The organism is Micromonospora sp. NPDC047730, assembly GCF_043204765.1.
In the GTDB taxonomy this organism is placed as follows: domain Bacteria; phylum Actinomycetota; class Actinomycetes; order Mycobacteriales; family Micromonosporaceae; genus Micromonospora.
Map to the genome: position 1 here is coordinate 1 of NZ_JBIDCU010000063.1, position 3,707 is coordinate 3,707.

1 protein-coding gene is annotated in these 3,707 nt (G+C 63.7%); it reads right to left on the reverse strand.

Going from position 1 to position 3,707, the window contains the following annotated elements:
* Positions 1-3,508, reverse strand: a 3,508-nt coding sequence (locus ACGF5G_RS35655) for a hypothetical protein (protein WP_393271299.1), incomplete at its 3' end; no start/stop codon positions are given.
* Positions 3,509-3,707 lie beyond the last annotated feature (199 nt).

The following is a 3,707-nucleotide window of genomic DNA, read 5'->3' on the forward strand; positions in this document are numbered from 1 at the left end:
CCGCCCACCCCGACGGCAACACACCCTTCCCACCACCCGAGAACGAACCACCCCCCACACGACCCCACTCAAACGCCGCCGCACCACCAGGCAACGACGACCCACCCCCAGCGCCCGGCCCATCCCCGGCGCTCGGACGCTGCCTGGTCGGCTCAGGTACCGACTCGGCTCGCAGGATGCGCATATTGCGCCTCTCCTGCCGGTCTCGGAGATCTTTGATGAGCGCCTCGAACTGATCCACCGTCTTGCGCGTATTGATGATCTTGTAGGCGTGTCCGGTTCCGTCGACCAACGGCGCCTTGACCACGACGAAAACGCCGGTAACGAATTCCGGTCCGACCTGCCGCGACCACTTCCCTACCCGGTAGGTGACATCCGTCCCAGGGGTGACATTCACCTCCCCCCCACCGAACGTCATGTTCTCCGAACCAAACCTGAGTCTCAGGGGTCGGGGCAGGTAGGGTATCACTCGGTCTATTCGTTTGATCGAATGTATTGTGTCTTCGAACGTTGCTGGGTCGGAAAGATCCCACTGATTCTGCGGCACCCACAGTGCCCTTCTGCGCAGCGACTCGATGTCGCCTGCGGTGGGGGCGGGCTCCAGTTTCAGGTACAGCGCCCGTCCGGTAGGGCTATTTTCGGCCGGTAGCTCCACGACTGCGGCGGGTCGACCCAAGATGTCATACCCGAGCTCGACACGAACCCTCTCGATGTCCACAGGAAAGACAAACGACCTTCCGTCGACCACCACGGTCGGTGAAATGAAGACCGGACGGCCGGCGAACCCTACGTTCAACTGCCCAGAATTAGACTTGGGGTCCAGGGACGCCGTGATGTGGTAGGACTCGGCGAACGATGGGGGGGCGAATTCCCACGTCTGGCCGGGCACCTCCCGCAAGTCCGGCGCGACACCGCCGAAACCACCGGCCATCATGGTTTCGCTCGAACCCGGGACCGCCCCGCCCGCCCCTGCGGGCAACGACGACCCACCCCCGATGCGCGGACGCTTCGGGGCCCGCCGAGTTCCCGCCGGCCCGCTCACCTCCGACAGCGGGTCCAGCTGTTCGACCCGGCCGCCTACCGGATCATCCTGTTCGACCAGAGACTCGACCAGCGCGGGGTTCTCCGGCGGCGACGCCAGGTCGAACGGCGCTGGCAGATCCAACCCTGCCGGCAGGTCCGGGGAGTCGACCGGTGCAGTGATCCCCGGCGGCGCCGCCCCCAGGTCAAGCGCTTGCGTCAGATCCCTTGGACTGCGATACGACACCTGCCAACCGCCGCCCACCACCTCCTCGGCAGGCGGCTGCTCACCCGCTCCCCACCCAGAAGACGACCCACCCCGGGCGCCCGGCCCATCCTCGATGCGCGGACGCTGCGCGGCCCGCCCAGTTGCCGACTCGGCTCCCCTTTTGCGCTCGCCGAGCCTCATCTGCCGGTCTTCGAGCCTCATCTGCCGGTCTTCGAGCTGCTTTATGAAAGCATCGTAATCCGTCTTGCCCGTGGTGAAGAGCCGGAAGGCGTATTCGGGTTCGGACGCCGGCGCGTCCCGTCTTGGGACCAACGGCGCCTTGACCACGACGACAACCTCTTTGACGCTATCGACAAAGCCGTTGACGACATCTTTTCCGACCGGCCGGAGCCGCTCCCCTACTCCCAAGGTGATCGGCGTCCCAGGGGCGAGATTCACCTCCCGCCCATCTAACGTCTTTGCCGAGTTTCTGCCGATAGTAAGACGCAGAGGATTGGGCAATCGCCTTTGCGAGTCCATTTCGTCATCGAAATATCTCACCCGGGAAATGTTCCACCAATTCTCGCGTTCCCACAGCGACGCTTTGCGCAGCCACTCGATGTCGTCGATGGTGGGGGCAGGCTTGAGCAGTTGCAGATACAGGTCCTGTCCGGCCCCGCTCTTCTCTGCCGGCATTACCACGACCGCGAGGGGTTGACCATCCCAGCCATACCCGAGTCGGAGAATAACCTCCTTCATGTTCTGAGGGATGACAAATGGACTTCCGTCGGCCACCTTGACGGCTGGAATATGGGCTCTCTGGAGTTTTTCGCCTTCGGAACCCTTGCCGAAGCTGCGGCTCAATTGGCCGTTCTTGGGCACTAAGCCCGCCGCGATGTGATAGAAGAGGCCGACCGGCGGCTCGTCGAGTTGCCACGCCTGGCCGGGTGCCTTGTCTCTCAGTTCGGCCAGCTCGCTGTCAGTAAATTTGCGGTCGATCTCTAGGTAGGCAAACTTCATGGCGCCGTTGGCCATGTACGGGATTTTGACAATACCGACACCCACCCCGTCGACCGACCCGAAGTCGATATCGACCATATCGCCCGAGAGGATCATGTGGTCAACACGAGTGAGTTCCACGTCCTTGCCGCCCAACCGGGTGCGCAATGCCGAGTACGCGTCGCTGCCGGCGTGAACGTAGGCGGGGATACGGAGGGTGAACGGGTCATTGAGTTTCCATCGGTAGTCACCTTCCCAGTCGCCGCCGTTGCCGAGGGCGTTGAGGTACCGACGGTGTGCTGCAAGTTCTTCGGCTTGACGGCGAGGGGAGGTGGGGCGTTGGCCAATGGCCGCGAGCTCGCGGTCAAATACGTATTTCAGGAGGGACCGGTGGCGCTTGGTAAAATTCCCTTCCGCCGTGGCGATTTCGGTTTTCAGTAGACCGAGCGCCTCGTTGAAAAGTCTGTCCCGTCGCTGCTGTTCGGGGTCGGATATCGAATTCCGCTGGTAGCCACTGGCGATGCGGGCGGCGATGTCGGCATCGTTTGGGTCACGAGGTTTAAGGATGATGTAACCACCGTTCCACCACACGACCGAGTGTGGGATGGCACCGTCATCGGACGACGGACCGATGTCGTCGTACGGGTCGCCGAACGGATGGTGGATCCGCATCGGCTGGTCCAACCCCTTGGCCAGGAGATGGAGAGCCACAGGCGCGACTTCCAAATCCGCAGATCGGGCGTTTGCGATCTTGTCGAGCCAGATCCGGTGCAGGGCATCTCGTCGCTGCTCGGACATATTCTCCGGATCCGGATACGGATACGGAAGAAGCTCCCTGAACCTCGACGATCCGCCCAGGGCGAGTTCCTCGGCCATTTGGCGGGACAACCATCCGCGCAATCCAGTCGGGGTGGTTATGCCTTTCTTCCCCAACTCTTCCCGGTAGGTGTTCAACACCGACTCGTTGAAGGCGTAGTTCGACCTGAGATCGACCTTCGCGGGATCGAATTCGAACACCTCGCGCGCCCACTCGCCAAACGCCGCCTCGGCAGCGGTTCCAGCGACCGTCAAGTATCGGACGGCCGCTTCCACTTCCTTTTCCCAGTCCGGCTTCTGCCCGCCCGACGGCGACCATCCCGGGCCGGCCGCCGGTGTCGGCGCTGCCGGCAAGCCCAGGGACCCGCCCGCTCCGCCGGTCTGCGGCTGCAGCCAATCCGGGAGATCCTTTGGTGTCTCTAGACCGGCCTCTGCCAGCGAGTATTCGTGAGCGGCCCAGTCCATAGCCGAAGGCGCCGGGCCAGGACCAGTCGAGCCGTTGTTTTCCGTTGGGTCGGACGGCTGCCGGGGAAAGCCGGGCGGCTCGGGAGACGTGGCGCCCGCTGCCCGCATCGCTTTGGACGGGCCGCGTGGCGTGCTGGTGGAGGCGAGCAGGATGGCGCTGGTGTCGGTGCTGGTCGTGGTGTTCGGCCGCGGGTGTGCG